Source organism: Microbacterium yannicii (genome assembly GCF_024055635.1).
Lineage (GTDB): Bacteria > Actinomycetota > Actinomycetes > Actinomycetales > Microbacteriaceae > Microbacterium > Microbacterium yannicii.
Genome location: NZ_JAMXMB010000040.1, coordinates 319,294 through 332,234 on the forward strand (window position 1 = coordinate 319,294; position 12,941 = coordinate 332,234).

At 71.0% G+C, this 12,941-nt stretch carries 11 protein-coding genes; 10 read left to right on the forward strand and 1 reads right to left on the reverse strand.

What is annotated here, in order from left to right:
* Position 1: 1 nt before the first annotated feature.
* Complete coding sequence (locus NCG93_RS19235; protein ID WP_194413324.1) at positions 2–469, forward strand: RidA family protein; 468 nt, start codon at positions 2–4, stop codon at positions 467–469.
* 69 nt (positions 470–538) lie between these two features.
* Here NCG93_RS19235 and acs read toward each other — a convergent pair whose 3' ends face one another.
* Positions 539–2,533, reverse strand: coding sequence for an acetate--CoA ligase (acs, locus tag NCG93_RS19240; RefSeq protein ID WP_194413325.1), 1,995 nt, complete (start codon positions 2,531–2,533; stop codon positions 539–541).
* A gap of 420 nt (positions 2,534–2,953) precedes the next feature.
* Here acs and NCG93_RS19245 point away from each other — a divergent pair, with 420 nt between their 5' ends.
* From NCG93_RS19245 to NCG93_RS19285, 9 genes are all read left to right on the forward strand, one after another.
* Positions 2,954–4,402, forward strand: coding sequence for a TadA family conjugal transfer-associated ATPase (locus NCG93_RS19245; RefSeq protein ID WP_308212200.1), 1,449 nt, complete (start codon positions 2,954–2,956; stop codon positions 4,400–4,402).
* A gap of 80 nt (positions 4,403–4,482) precedes the next feature.
* Positions 4,483–5,451 carry a type II secretion system F family protein gene (locus NCG93_RS19250; RefSeq protein ID WP_194413798.1) on the forward strand — a complete coding sequence of 323 codons (969 nt, stop codon included), beginning with the start codon at positions 4,483–4,485 and terminating at the stop codon, positions 5,449–5,451.
* A gap of 111 nt (positions 5,452–5,562) precedes the next feature.
* Entirely contained in the window at positions 5,563–5,805 is a 243-nt protein-coding gene (locus tag NCG93_RS19255; RefSeq protein WP_241741604.1) for a DUF4244 domain-containing protein, read from the forward strand.
* Positions 5,802–6,161 (forward strand): TadE family type IV pilus minor pilin, encoded by a 360-nt coding sequence (locus NCG93_RS19260; protein WP_194413328.1) that lies wholly within the window; start codon positions 5,802–5,804, stop codon positions 6,159–6,161. Before NCG93_RS19255 ends, NCG93_RS19260 begins: the two co-directional genes overlap by 4 nt.
* A 139-nt stretch (positions 6,162–6,300) precedes the next feature.
* Positions 6,301–6,618: an Rv3654c family TadE-like protein gene (locus NCG93_RS19265; RefSeq protein ID WP_241741605.1), complete on the forward strand. Its 318-nt coding sequence runs from the start codon at positions 6,301–6,303 to the stop codon at positions 6,616–6,618.
* A 67-nt stretch (positions 6,619–6,685) separates the two neighbouring features.
* The gene (gene topA, locus NCG93_RS19270; protein WP_194413329.1) at positions 6,686–9,412 is read left to right on the forward strand and encodes a type I DNA topoisomerase; all 2,727 of its coding nucleotides are present in this window, start codon (positions 6,686–6,688) and stop codon (positions 9,410–9,412) included.
* Between the two features lie 62 nt (positions 9,413–9,474).
* Positions 9,475–10,086: a dTMP kinase gene (gene tmk, locus NCG93_RS19275; protein WP_194413801.1), complete on the forward strand. Its 612-nt coding sequence runs from the start codon at positions 9,475–9,477 to the stop codon at positions 10,084–10,086.
* 43 nt (positions 10,087–10,129) lie between these two features.
* Entirely contained in the window at positions 10,130–11,329 is a 1,200-nt protein-coding gene (locus NCG93_RS19280; protein ID WP_241741606.1) for a DNA polymerase III subunit delta', read from the forward strand.
* 56 nt (positions 11,330–11,385) lie between these two features.
* Positions 11,386–12,918 carry an alpha/beta hydrolase gene (locus NCG93_RS19285; protein ID WP_194413803.1) on the forward strand — a complete coding sequence of 511 codons (1,533 nt, stop codon included), beginning with the start codon at positions 11,386–11,388 and terminating at the stop codon, positions 12,916–12,918.
* Positions 12,919–12,941: the final 23 nt, after the last annotated feature.

The following is a 12,941-nucleotide window of genomic DNA, read 5'->3' on the forward strand; positions in this document are numbered from 1 at the left end:
CATGAGCGTCAGCCATCGTCTCGCCGAACTCGGCATCACCCTTCCCGGTGTCGTGCCGCCGGTCGCCGCCTACGTGCCCGCGAAAGCTCACGGCGACCTCGTGTACACCGCCGGCCAGCTGCCGATGATCTCCGGTTCGCTCCCCGCGGCCGGCAAGGTCGGAGAAGGCGAGGGTCTCGTGCCCGCGGCCGACGCCAAGGGCTATGCCCGTCAGAGCGCCCTCAACGCGCTCGCCGCGGCAGCAGCGGCCGTCGGCGGCGTCGACCGGCTCACCGGCGTGGTCAAGGTCACCGGATTCGTGGCATCCGTTCCCGACTTCACCGGCCAGCCGGGCGTGATCAACGGCGCGAGCGAGGTGCTCGGCGAGATCTTCGGCGACGCCGGCACCCACGCCCGCTCGGCCGTCGGCGTGCCCGTGCTGCCGTTGGACGCCCCTGTCGAGGTCGAGGTCGTCTTCAGCTTCGAGTGAACCCGGCGTTCACGAACGAACAGAGCGGATGCCGCAGCCCGGTGCTGCCGCATCCGCTCTGTTCTTCGGCTACTTGATCTGGGCCGAGATCACCGACATGACCGCGGTGTCAGCGAGGGTCGTGGTGTCGCCGACTTCGCGACCCTCGGCGACGTCGCGCAGCAGGCGGCGCATGATCTTGCCGGAGCGCGTCTTGGGCAGCTCGCCCACGATGTAGACGTCGCGGGGACGCGCGATCGGCCCGATCTGCTCGCCGACCCACTGCCGGAGGGTCTGGCCGAGGCCTTCCACGTCGTGCTCGTCGAGGTAGGACTGCTTGATGATGACGAACGCCACGACGGCCTGGCCGGTGGTCTCGTCGGACGCGCCCACCACCGCCGCCTCGGCGACGGCGTCGTTGCCCACCAGGGCCGATTCGATCTCGGTGGTCGACAGGCGGTGTCCCGACACGTTCATGACGTCGTCGACCCGGCCCAGCAGCCAGACGTCGCCGTCGTCGTCGAGACGGGCGCCGTCGCCCGCGAAGTAGTACCCCTGCTTCTGGAACTTCTCCCAATACGTCTCGACGAAGCGATCGGGGTCGCCCCAGATTCCCCGCAGCATCGACGGCCACGGCTCGGTCACGACCAGCAGTCCGCCGTTGCCGTTGCCGACGTGGGATCCGTCCTCGTCGACGACGTCGATCGAGATACCGGGCAACGGCACCTGCGCCGAGCCGGGCTTCGTCTCGGTGACGCCGGGGAGGGCAGACACCATGATGGCGCCGGTCTCGGTCTGCCACCAGGTGTCGACGATCGGCGCGGTCTTGCCGCCGATGATCTTGCGGTACCACATCCACGCCTCAGGGTTGATGGGCTCGCCCACTGAGCCGAGCAGCCGCAGCGACGACAGGTCGAACTGCTTCGGGATCGCGCGTCCGAGCTTCATGAAGGAGCGGATCGCGGTCGGCGCCGTGTAGAGCACCGTGACCCCGTACTTCTGCACGATCTCCCACCAGCGACCGGGGTGCGGGGCATCCGGAGTCCCCTCGTACAGCACCTGCGTAGCGCCGTTCGCGAGCGGACCGTAGGTGACGTAGGTGTGGCCGGTGACCCAGCCGATGTCAGCGGTGCACCAGTACACGTCGGTCTCGGGGTGGATGTCGTGGACGACCTTGTTCGTGAAGGCCGATTGCGTGAGGTAGCCGCCGGAGGTGTGGAGGATGCCCTTGGGCTTTCCGGTGGTGCCCGAGGTGTACAGGATGAAGAGGGGGTTCTCTGCGGGGAAGGCCTGCGCCTCGTGCTCGGCGGACGCGGCCGGAACCACATCGTGCCACCAGAGGTCGCGGCCGTCGGCCCAGTCGACATCGTTGTCGCCGCGCTTGACGACCAGCACGTGCTCGACCGTCTCCTGCTCGCCGGTTCCCCGATCGCCGAGGGCGAGGTCGACGGCGGGCTTGAGCGGTGAGACCTTGCCCTTGCGGTAGCCGCCGTCGGCCGTGATCACGAGCTTGGCGCCGGCATCGTCGATGCGGGCGCGCAGGCTGTCGGCCGAGAAGCCGCCGAAGACGACGGAGTGGATGGCGCCGATGCGCGCGACCGCCAGCATCGAGGCGACCGCCTCCGGGATCATCGGCAGGTAGATCGCGACGCGGTCGCCCTGACCGATGCCGAGTCCCTCGAGGACGTTGGCGAGTCGCTTGACCTCGTCGGTGAGCTCGGCGTACGTGACGCGGCGCTCGTCGCCGGGCTCGCCTTCCCACAGCAGCGCGACCCGGTCGCCGTTGCCGGCCTCGACGTGGCGGTCGAGGCAGTTGTAGGCGACATTGAGCTCACCGTCGGCGAACCACTGCGCGAACGGCGGGTTCGACCAGTCCAGCACCTCGGTGAACGGCGTGTGCCAGTGGAGGTCGCGGGCCTGGTCGGCCCAGAAGCCCAGCCGGTCGGCCTTCGCCTGCTCGTAGAGCTCGGCGGTGGCCACGGCGTTGCCGGCGAACTCGGCGGTCGGGGCGAACCGTCGATCTTCGGTCAGGAGGTGGTCGATCTGGCTGCTGCCGGGATGCGTGACCGGGGAATGTTCGCTCATGGGAGCGCGCTCCTTTGCGGGCTGGAGGGAGCCGACGATTGTCGGCGAGTCTGCCAGGAAATGTACTCAGGGCGGCCGGAACCGGCTACCCCCGATAGTGGGTAGCGGCGGCAATGTTGGACTCGACCGATATATCAGTGAGAATCCTCTCCTTTTCGTTTTGTCAGGACCCCTACCTGCCATATGCTGACCGTTGGCCGAACATCGATTCTGGCATTGCGGCGCCCGACGTCACCCCCCGAATTCGGGCCCGCGCTTGGCGGCATCCCATTCCCCCCATGGGATGCCGCCACTCTTTTCTGGGAGCGGTCCCGACGCGATCGTGACGTCGGTTCCTCCCCAACGCTCGTGTCGCGCCGCCTCTCCACGGATCATCCGGTTGGCCCGCCCGTCCGGAAGCGGCGCTTCTAGCGTCGGAGCATGTCCGCGCCCTTCATCGCTCGTCCTCGTTCCCGCGTCGCCGGTCCCGTTGCGACGAAGGACGCGTGGGATGCCGCGATCCGCGGGTCGTCGTCGCCGACGAACGTCGACGCGCCGTCGTCGGCGGGCTCCGCGGCCGGGCGGGTCGAGGTGGCGGGGGAGAGCCGCTGGGATGCCGCTGCCCGCTCGCTCCCGGATCGCCGGAGGGGCGCGACCGTTGCGGCATCCGCGGGGCGGGCGGTGGCCGGCCCGGCGGCCACAGCGCTCGCCGCCCCGGCGGGTCCCGGAGTGGCCGCGGGGCGGCGATCCACGGCCGCCTGGGTCCCGCCCCGGCGTCCAGAGACTTCGGACGTGCGGGCCCCCGGCACGTCGGAAGCGCGGTCCGCCGATTCATCCATGGCGTCGGCAGCCGGGCGGCAGGTGGCGGAGCCGGGTTCCGGTTCCGCCTTCGCCGAGCGATCGCCGGTGCGCCACGATCGACCGCGGCTGCCGCGACGGCCGCTGGAGGAACGGCATCCGGCCCTGGCGCCCTTCGTGACGTATCTCGCCGACCCCGACGTCACCGACCTGTTCGTGAACGGTTCCGCCGGGCTCTTCGTCGATCGCGGCGCCGGCGTCGTGGCGGCTCGCGAGTGGCGGGCCACAGAAGAAGAGGTACGCGACCTCGCCGTCGCTCTCATCGGTGCGGGCGGACGCCACATCGACGACGCATCGCCCTGCGTCGACGTGCGACTGGAGGGCGGCATCCGCGTCCACGCCGTGCTGCCGCCCATCGCACCGGAAGGAACACTGCTCTCGATTCGCATCCCGCGCCTCGACGTCGCGACGCTCGACGATCTGCAACGCACCGGCATGTTCGGCGAGCACGTGCGGCGCCGGCTCGACGAGGCGATCGCCGGACGCGTGAACCTTCTCGTCTCGGGCGCAGCCGGTGCGGGGAAGACGACCCTCCTCGCCGCGTTGCTCGCAGAAGCTCCCGCAGACGAGCGGATCGTCACGATCGAGGACGTGGCCGAGCTGCGCATCGCGCATCCGCACCACGTGCGGCTCGAGGCGCGGCAACCCAACATCGAGGGGAGTGGCGGCATCGGCCTGGCGCGACTCGTCCGCGAGGCCCTCCGGATGCGTCCCGACCGGCTCGTGGTCGGCGAGTGTCGGGGCGACGAGGTGCGGGAGCTGCTGTCAGCGCTCAACACCGGTCACGACGGCGGGGCCGGCACGGTCCATGCGAACGGACTGGGGGATGTGCCCGCCCGGCTCGAGGCGCTGGGTGCGCTCGCGGGGCTCGATGATCGCGCCCTCGCGCGTCAGGCGGCGAGCGCGATCGGACTCGTGCTGCACGTCGAGCGATGCGCCGACGGCACGCGTCGCATCGCGGCCGCCGGTCGGCCGGTGGTCGGCGGCGACGGCCGCCTCGCGATCGAGGAGGCGCGATGGGACACCGACTGACCGAGCGTCGCGGATCGGTCGCCGCACCGACGCCGGTGCGCGACGCCGGTGCGCGGGGCCGTCGCGCCCTGCCTGGTCCGATGGGGCGGTTCCGGCTTGCCCGGCGGGGCGACCCGTCCGCCGCCGATGCGGCCGAGACCGTGCTGCGTCTCGCCGTGCTGCTGCAAGCCGGGGTCGCGCCGGCACGCGCATGGCAGCACCTCGCCCGCACGGGCGATCCGGCAGCGGTGCGCGTCGCATCGTCGATCGACTGCGGGATGCCGCTGCCCCAGGCCATCGCGACCGCAGGGCCGGGCGCGTGGCGCGAGGTGGGTGCCGCGTGTCAGGTCGCACTCGTCGTCGGTGCACCGCTCGCCGAGTGCCTGCGAGGTCTGGCCGTCGCGCTGCGGGACGCGCACGAGGCCGCCGACGATGTGCGAGTCGCCCTTGCCGAACCCGCCGGTACCGCCCGCCTCATGAGCTGGCTGCCGCTGGTGGCGGTGGGGCTGGGTGCGGCGCTGGGCTTCGACACGTTCGGGACGCTCTTCACGAACCCGCTAGGGCTCGCGTGTCTTGCCGGCGGTGCTCTCCTCATGGTGGCAGCACAGCGCTGGACGACCCGATTGGTGCGCGGCGCTCGCGCCTCGGACGACGTGCCGGGCCTCGATGCCGAGCTGATCGCGATCGCACTCAGCGGCGGGGTCTCGATAGACCGCGCACGAGCCGTCGTGCGCGAGGCCCTGGCGCTGCGCGACACCGGCTCGACACCCCATCGGTCGACGGCGGGCGGGGGAGTGCGGGGGGAACCCGCCGCCCTCGAGAGCCAGAGCGAGCAGCTGGATGCCCTGCTCACTCTCTCCCGTACGGCCGGCGTGCCCGCAGTAGAGCTGCTTCGGGCCTCGGCGGCCCACGCGCGCCACCGGGCGCGGGTCGACGGACGTCTGCGGGTCGCCCGGCTCTCCACGCGTCTGCTCGTTCCGCTCGGCGTCTGCACCCTGCCCGCCTTCCTCCTCCTCGGAGTCGCGCCGATGATGCTGAGCGTCATGTCGACGATGTCGGTCTCCCTGTGACGAGCTCGACGCGCCCGTACTCGCGGGTCCCGACGTGCCGCTCCCTCGGGCGCCGGTGAGACCCGCGACCCAGACCGTGCCCGCACACCCTTCCATCGAACGGAGAACCCCATGTCCTTCCCTCGGACCACCACGACGGTGCCGCGTCACACGCGTCGCCGCGCCGAGCGCCTGTTCCGCCCGCAGGGCGCCGCTCGCGCCTTCGCCGACGACGCCGGTGCCGCGACTGCGGAATACGCCATCGCGACGATGGCGGCGGTGGCGTTCGCCGGCCTGCTGGTCGTGATCATGCGCAGCGACGAGGTGCGCGGCATCCTCACGGATCTCGTGCGTCGCGCGCTCACGGTGGCATGATCCGTCCGCGGCTCGGCGACGTGCGGCGCCTCCGGCCCGATGCGGAGCGGGGTGCGGTCGTCGCCGAGTTCGCGGTCGCGCTGCCGGCGCTGCTGATGGTGCTCGTCCTCGGGGTCGGGGCGCTCGCCGGAGCGGCACGACAGGTGCGGCTGCAGGATGCGGTGGCGGATGCCGCGCGCCTGAGCGCGCGCGGCGAGTCCGACGAGCGGGCGCGCGAGGCCGTGGCGGCGGCGGTGGCAGGCGCGTCCGTGGAGATCGGTCCGCGCGGCGACCTGGTCTGCGTGAGCGCCTCGGCAGCGGCCCTGTTCGGGTTGCGCATCGCAGCGACGGGGTGCGCTCTCGGAGGTGGTCTGTGAGCCCGCGTTCGACCGCAACGGAAGCCAGACCCCGGAGAAGTACCGGACAGCGGGTCGGCGTGCCGCGCCGGAGCCGCATCCGAGAGCTGGCCGCCGCCGGACACCGCGGGCGCCGCCTGCGACACGCCGGTGGTGGCTGATGCCGGCAACCATGGCCATGGCGGGCATCGTGACATCGGCGGCGCTCCTCACTTCAGGGCTCGCGATGGCGGGGAGCGCCGCTGTCGCGGGACAGCGTTTGGCCTCGGCCGCGGACGCCGGCGCGCTGGCGGCCGCAGACGCCGCATCCGGCGCGGTCACCGGCATCCCCTGCGACCGCGCGGCCGAGGTCGCCGGCACGTTCGGAGCCGTCGTCGCAGCCTGTGATCTCGACGAACTGGTCGCGACGATCACGGTCTCGCTGCGCGTGGGACCGGTCACCGCGCGGGCTTCGGCGCGTGCGGGGCCGCCGCCCTGATCCGCGCTCACAGCGCCCGCACCGATAAGCGGCGTGTATGGTTTGCGTCGAAGAAAGGACGCCCCCGTTGGCAGAAGGCAAGAAGCTCGTCATCGTCGAGTCACCGACGAAGATGAGGTCGATCCAGGGGTACCTCGGCGATGGCTACGAGGTGCTCAGCTCGGTCGGCCATATCCGCGATCTCGCGGACAAGAGGGACATCCCGGCCGATAAGAAGCAGGCGTACGGGAAGTACTCGATCGACATCGACAACGGCTTCGACCCCTATTACGTCGAGAGCGAGCGTGGCAAGAAGACCGTCGCCGAGCTCAAGCGTGCGCTGAAGGGGGCGGACGAGCTCCTGCTCGCCACCGATGAAGATCGCGAAGGCGAAGCCATCGCATGGCACCTGCTGCAGACGTTGAAGCCCAAGGTCCCCGTCAAGCGCATGGTGTTCCACGAGATCACCAAAGACGCCATCCAGGCCGCCGTCGGCAACACGCGCGAACTAGATCTCGCGCTCGTCGACGCGCAGGAGACCCGCCGCATCCTCGACCGCCTCTACGGCTGGGACGTCAGCCCTGTGCTCTGGTTCAAGGTGCAGCAGGGCACCTCCGCCGGGCGGGTCCAGTCGGCTGCCACACGGATGGTCGTCGACCGCGAGCGCGAACGCATGGCGTTCGTCTCGGCGTCGTACTGGGACATCGAGGCGCTCGCCGCGCCGAACCGCCCGCAGGGCCTCGACGAGTCCTTCTCGACGCGCCTGGCGCGCGTCGACGGTGCGGTGCTCGCTCGCGGTACCGACTTCGATGACAAGGGCCAGCTGAAGAAGGCCGTCGTCGTCCTCGACGAGGCGCAGGTGCGCGAGCTCGCCGCGGCCATCGAAGCGGCGGCCGAGGCATCCGTCACCGCCCTCGAGTCCCGGCCGGGAACACGCAGCCCCAAGCCGCCCTTCACGACGTCGACCCTCCAGCAGGAGGCCGGACGCAAGCTCTCGATGAGCGCCAAGCACGCGATGGGCGTGGCGCAGCGCCTCTACGAGAAGGGGTACATCACTTATATGCGCACCGACTCGACTGCGCTGTCGACGCAGGCCATCCAGGCCGCGCGCGAGCAGGCGGTCGCGATGTACGGTGCAGCATCGGTGCCGCTGAACCCGCGCACCTACCGCAACAACAGCAAGAACGCCCAGGAGGCGCACGAGGCGATCCGCCCCTCCGGCGAGACGTTCCGTACGCCCTCCGACGTGTCGAGCCAGCTCGACCGCGACGAGCTGCGCCTGTACGACCTCATCTGGAAGCGCACGATGGCCAGCCAGATGTCGGACGCGAAGTACGAGACCACCACGGTCACCCTCGAGGTCGCCGCCGGCGACCGGCGCGCCGAGTTCACGGCATCCGGAACCGTGTACACCTTCAAGGGCTTCCTGGAGGCCTACGAAGAGGGCCGCGACGAGAAGCGCAGCGACGCCGACAAGACGGACGACCAGGCGCTTCCCGCCATGGCCGTGGGCGATGTGTTGCGGCTGCGCGATGTGGAGCCCAAGGGGCACGCGACCAGCCCCAAGCCCCGCTACACCGAGGCGAGCCTCGTCAAGGCGCTCGAGGAGAAGGGCATCGGCCGCCCGTCGACCTTCGCGAGCATCATCGACGTGATCCTGAACCGCGGGTACGTCACCAAGCGCGGTCAGGCGCTGATCCCGAGCTGGCTCGCGTTCAGCGTCGTGCGGCTTCTCGAGCAGCACTTCGCCGACCTCGTCGACTACGACTTCACCGCGGCCCTGGAGGACGACCTCGACGCCATCGCCCGGGGCGAGCAGCGGCGCGAGGACTGGCTCAAGGACTTCTACTTCGGCTCCGGCGACCAGGTCGGTCTGCGCAACATCGTCGACAACCTCGGCGAGATCGACGCGCGCGCGCTCAACTCGACGCCCATCGGCGATGTGGCGACGCTGAGGTTCGGCAAGTACGGGCCGTACCTTGAGGTCCCGAACAAGGAGGACCCGGATGCCGAGCCCCGCCGGGTCAACATCCCCGAGGACCTCGCGCCCGACGAGCTGACTCCGGCCCGCGCGCAGGAGCTCATCGACGCTCCCGTCGCCGGCGACCGCGTGCTGGGGGAGAACCCGGCGAACGGCAAGCTCGTCGTCGTCAAGGACGGACGGTTCGGACCGTACGTGCAGGAGACCGACCCGCCCGCCGCGGAAGAGGTCGACGAGGAGACCGGGGAAGTGACTCCGGTCGCCGAGCCCGTCGAAGCTCCCGCCCCGAAGAAGCGCGGGGCGAAGAAGGAGGTCGCGCCGAAGCCGCGTACGGCGTCGCTGTTCAAGTCGATGTCGGTCGACACCATCGACCTCGACACGGCGCTGCAGCTGCTCGACCTCCCGCGCACGGTCGGCATCGATCCCGAGACCGAGGCGCCGATCACCGCGCAGAACGGCCGCTACGGGCCGTACCTCAAGAAGGGCACCGACTCGCGCACGCTGCAGAGCGAGCAGCAGATCTTCGACATCACGCTCGATGAGGCGCTGGCGATCTACGCGCAGCCCAAGTACGGCGCGCGTGGCGCGTCGTCGGCGCTGAAGGAGTTCGAGGCCGATCCCACCAGCGGCAAGCCGATCAAGCTCAAGGACGGCCGCTTCGGCCCGTACGTCACCGACGGCGAGACCAACGCCACGATCCCGCGCGGCGAGGAGGCGACCGAGGTCACGTTCGAGCGCGCGGTGCAGCTGCTCGCCGACAAGCGGGCGAAGGGTCCGGCCAAGCGACCGGCGCGACGCACGACGACGACGCGCAAGCCCGCGGCGAAGAAGTGACGGCGGACGCCGCGCCGAGCCCGGTTCCGGCAGCCGCAGCAGACCGGTCGCGAGCCACCGGACTGTTCATCACGTTCGAGGGCGGCGACGGGGTCGGCAAGACCACCCAGGCCGCGCTGTTGGAGGAATGGCTGACGGATGCCGGACGCACGGTCGTCCGCACCCGTGAGCCGGGCGGCACCGAGGTCGGCGTGCTCATCCGCGACATCGTCCTGCACCATCGCGGCGAGGTCGCGGCGCGCGCGGAGGCCCTGCTCTACGCCGCCGATCGCGCGCACCACGTCGAGACGCTCGTGCGGCCGGCCCTGCGCCGCGGTGAGGTCGTGATCCAGGACCGCTACCTGGACTCCTCGGTCGCCTACCAGGGCGCAGGGCGCGTTCTCGGCCGTGACGAGGTGCGCGACCTCTCGCTCTGGGCCACGGAGGGGCTGCTGCCCGACGTCACCGTGCTCCTGGACCTCGACCCCGCCGCGGCCCGCGCGCGGCTCGATGCCGACGACAAGCCCTTCGACCGCCTCGAGTCCGAGAAGGAGCACTTCCACGCGCGCGTGCGGGAGGAGTTCCTGGCGCTCGCCGCCGCCGAGCCGGCACGGTTCCTGGTCCTCGACGCGTCGCTGCCCGCCGACGAGCTCGCCGCCGCCGTGCGGGAGCGGGTGTCCGCCGTCCTCGCCTGAGGGTCGGCGCTGGTCGTCGGACGTCGCGGTTAGGCTGGGCGGGATGGATGCCTCGACACAGGCCGCACCGGCGGGCGAGCGTGAGACGGACGAAGCCGTGCCCGCTCCCGCGCTGCCGTGGGGCGATGTGTGGGGCCAGCCGGAGGCGGTCGCCGCACTGCGGGAGGCGGCATCCGATCCCGCGTCGATGACCCACGCGTGGCTCATCACCGGTCCTCCCGGATCGGGCCGTTCGACGCTGGCGCACGCGTTTGCGGCGGCGCTCATCGCCGAGCCGGGCGACGAGCGCGCGATGCAGCAGGTGCTCGCCGGCACCCACCCCGACCTCACCGCGCTGCGCACCGAGGGCGTGATCATCTCGATCAAGGACGCCCGCGCGCTCGTCGAGCGCTCCTACTTCTCGCCCTCGCTCGGCCGGTATCGCGTGATCGTGATGGAAGACGCCGACCGCATGGCCGAGCGCACCTCGAACGTGCTGCTGAAGGCCCTCGAAGAGCCGCCCGAGCGCACTGTATGGGTGCTGTGCGCGCCCAGCGACGCCGACCTGCTGCCCACGATCCGCTCGCGCGTGCGCACTCTGCGCCTGCGGGAGCCCGACATCGCCGACGTGGCGGATCTCATCGTGCGGCGCAGCGGCGTCGATCCCGTGGTCGCCGAGCAGTCCGCGCGACACGCACAGCGTCACATCGGCATGGCGCAGCGGCTGGCGACGGATGCCGCAGCCCGTGCACGCCGTGACGCCACGCTGCGGGGGGTGCTGGCTGTCCGCGGCGTGGGCGACGCGGTCGAGGTGGCGGGCGCGATCGTCGCCGCCGCGACCGACGATGCGAAGGCGCTCACAGCGGAACGCGACGAGGCCGAGCGGGCGTCGCTGCTGCGTACCCTGGGCATCGCCGAAGGGTCTGCGGTCCCGCCGGCGGTGCGCTCGCAGCTCTCGGCGCTCGAGGACGACCAGAAGCGCCGGGCCACCCGGAGCCTGCGCGACGGCATCGATCGCGTCCTCACCGACCTCGAGTCGATGTTCCGCGACGTGCTCATGCTGCAATTCGGCCGGGACGACGTCCTCATCAACCGCGAGCTCGCCCCCGAGCTGCGCGCGCTCGCCTCCGCATGGGCTCCCGAGCGCACACTCACGGTCGTCGACCGCATCGGCGTCACCCGTGAGAATCTCGAACTCAACGCCGCCCCCGCACTCGCCCTCGAGAGCATGCTCGTCACCGTGGCGAGCGGAAGGACCCCGTGAACACGACCAGCTCCCGCCGGCCCGGCTTCTCGCACGCCGGCCGGCCCGGCATCCGCATGAGGGCCGTTGCCGTCGTTGCGGGCCTCGTCGCGGCATCCGTCGCTCTGAGCGGCTGTCTCTACGGCATGATCCCCGACGCCGCACCCCGCCCCACCACGAGCAAGTCGGCCGACACGACGGGTGTGCCGGCCGAGCTGCTGCCGTACTACGAGCAGACGCTGGACTGGAGCTCCTGCAACGGCGATTTCGACTGCGCGACCGTCACAGCGCCGCTGGACTGGTCCGACCCGTCGAAGGGCGAGATCGAGCTGGCCATGATCCGCAGTCGCGCCGAGGGCGGCGGCGAGCCGATCGGCTCCCTGCTGACCAACCCCGGGGGACCGGGATCGAGCGGTGTGGCGCTGGTGCGAGACTCCGTGTCGTTCGCGGTGAGCGACCCGGTGCGCCAGCAGTACGACGTGATCGGCTTCGACCCCCGCGGCGTCGGCGAGTCCACCGCGGTGAGCTGCTACGACGCGAGCGACATGGACGCCTACCTGTTCGACATCCCTCAGAACGAACGGGGATCGGATGCCTGGACCGCCGAGCTGCAGGCCAAGAACCAGGCGTTCGGCGAGGCGTGCGAGGCGAACAGCGACGGCATCCTCCCGTACATCACGACGGAGAACGCCGCTCGCGACATGGACATGATGCGCGCCGTCCTGGGCGACGAGCAGCTGAACTACCTCGGCTACTCGTACGGCACGTTCCTCGGTGCGACGTACGCCAAGCTCTTCCCCGAGAGGGTCGGTCGTCTGGTCCTCGACGGCGCGATCGATCCGTCGATCCCCGGATTGGACGTCGGCATCACGCAGGGCGTCGGATTCGAGTCGGCGCTGCGCGCGTACATGGCCGACTGCCTGACCGATGACGAGTGCCCGTTCCGCGGCACCGTCGACGAGGCGATGGCGGACCTCGGCACGCTGCTGGCGAGCGTCGACCGGGATCCCATCCCCAACGCGGACGGACGCATGCTCGGCGCCGACTCGTTGATGACGACGATCGTCTCGGCCCTGTACTCGCAGGACAGCTGGAGCTATCTGACGATGGCCCTCACCGACGTCCTGCAGGGGAACGCCGACATCGCGTTCCAGCTCGCCGACTTCTACTACAACCGGCAGGACGGCACCTACCTCGACAACTCGACCGAGGCCTTCCGCGCGTACAACTGCATGGACTATCCGGTCGACGCGACCGAGCAGGAGCAGGCGGATGCCGAGGCGCTGCTCGCCGCCGAAGCGCCGACGGTCGCGCCGTACTGGAGCGGACCCGACCCCTGCGAGGTGTGGCCGTACCCGGCGACGGGCGTGCGCGAGCGCATCACGGCCGAGGGGGCTGCGCCGATCGTCGTCGTGGGCACGACGAACGATCCGGCCACCCCGTACGAGTGGTCGGTGTCGCTCGCCGACCAGCTCTCCTCCGGCGTGCTCGTGACCCGTGTCGGCGAGGGCCACACCGGCTACAACAAGGGCAACACGTGCGTCGACTCCGCCATCGAGACGTACCTGCTCGAGGGCACGCCGCCCGAGAACGGCCTGCGCTGCGAGTGAGTCCCGACGCATGAGAGAAGCGG

Bases quoted from the DNA above. Each gene is read 5' to 3' on its own strand.
- NCG93_RS19235 (WP_194413324.1), top strand. From the start codon at position 2: ATGAGCGTCAGCCATCGTCTCGCCGAACTCGGCATCACCCTTCCCGGT.
- acs (WP_194413325.1), bottom strand. From the start codon at position 2,533: ATGAGCGAACATTCCCCGGTCACGCATCCCGGCAGCAGCCAGATCGAC.
- NCG93_RS19245 (WP_308212200.1), top strand. From the start codon at position 2,954: ATGTCCGCGCCCTTCATCGCTCGTCCTCGTTCCCGCGTCGCCGGTCCC.
- NCG93_RS19250 (WP_194413798.1), top strand. From the start codon at position 4,483: ATGGGGCGGTTCCGGCTTGCCCGGCGGGGCGACCCGTCCGCCGCCGAT.
- NCG93_RS19255 (WP_241741604.1), top strand. From the start codon at position 5,563: ATGTCCTTCCCTCGGACCACCACGACGGTGCCGCGTCACACGCGTCGC.
- NCG93_RS19260 (WP_194413328.1), top strand. From the start codon at position 5,802: ATGATCCGTCCGCGGCTCGGCGACGTGCGGCGCCTCCGGCCCGATGCG.
- NCG93_RS19265 (WP_241741605.1), top strand. From the start codon at position 6,301: ATGCCGGCAACCATGGCCATGGCGGGCATCGTGACATCGGCGGCGCTC.
- NCG93_RS19280 (WP_241741606.1), top strand. From the start codon at position 10,130: ATGGATGCCTCGACACAGGCCGCACCGGCGGGCGAGCGTGAGACGGAC.
- NCG93_RS19285 (WP_194413803.1), top strand. From the start codon at position 11,386: ATGAGGGCCGTTGCCGTCGTTGCGGGCCTCGTCGCGGCATCCGTCGCT.